We start from the raw sequence: 650 nt of genomic DNA, 5'->3' as shown, positions 1-650 counted from the left end.
ATGCCCAAGAACTTAAGTTAAATTCGGAAGCGGTGGCAAGTAATGCAAAAAATGCTAATAAAGTAGCGTTTGAGGCGATGAAGCTTGCTAAGCAGCAAAGCAATTTATTAGATAACTTTAGTCAGTCAATGGCTGAAATGAAGGGGCAAGTAAGTGAGTCGAGCTCGTTGGTGGATGATATACGACATCAGCTACAACAACAAATTCATTCGATTAAAGGGGGCCTGGGGTTGTAATAAATTAGCTTTAGCGCTCATCTTATATCATGCTCTAAATTCTATGTGCTAAGCTGTATGCTGGTTTTATTTTATAAAATGAAGGATTTATAATGATTGTACAAGGTCAAACTATTCCCTCGGTTACGCTAAGCCAGTTAACCGACGATGGTATGCAAACACTGACTAACAGTGAATTATTTGCAGATAAAAAAGTTGTATTGTTTGCAGTCCCCGGTGCGTTTACACCTACCTGTTCAAATGCACACTTACCTGAGTTTATTACTCTGGCAGATAAAATAAAAGCAAAGGGCGTTGATGCAATTTATTGTGTATCGGTAAACGATGCGTTTGTTATGAAAGCATGGGGGGCATCACAAAATGCACAAGAAATAGCCATGCTGGCAGACGGCGATGCGAGCTTTACCAAAGCAT

Annotated in this window: 1 protein-coding gene and 1 pseudogene; both read left to right on the top strand. The window is 39.7% G+C overall.

What is annotated here, in order from left to right; genetic code table 11:
- Positions 1-236 (top strand): annotated as a pseudogene (locus AAEY62_RS20080) (methyl-accepting chemotaxis protein); the annotation flags it as partial.
- A 92-nt stretch (positions 237-328) separates the two neighbouring features.
- On the top strand, positions 329-650 hold a 322-nt coding region (locus AAEY62_RS20075), incomplete at its 3' end, for a redoxin family protein (RefSeq protein ID WP_350635921.1).

This window comes from Pseudoalteromonas sp. GW168-MNA-CIBAN-0100 (genome assembly GCF_040309225.1).
GTDB classification, from domain to species: domain Bacteria; phylum Pseudomonadota; class Gammaproteobacteria; order Enterobacterales; family Alteromonadaceae; genus Pseudoalteromonas; species Pseudoalteromonas arctica.
This window is presented reverse-complemented; position numbering and strand designations above follow the sequence as displayed.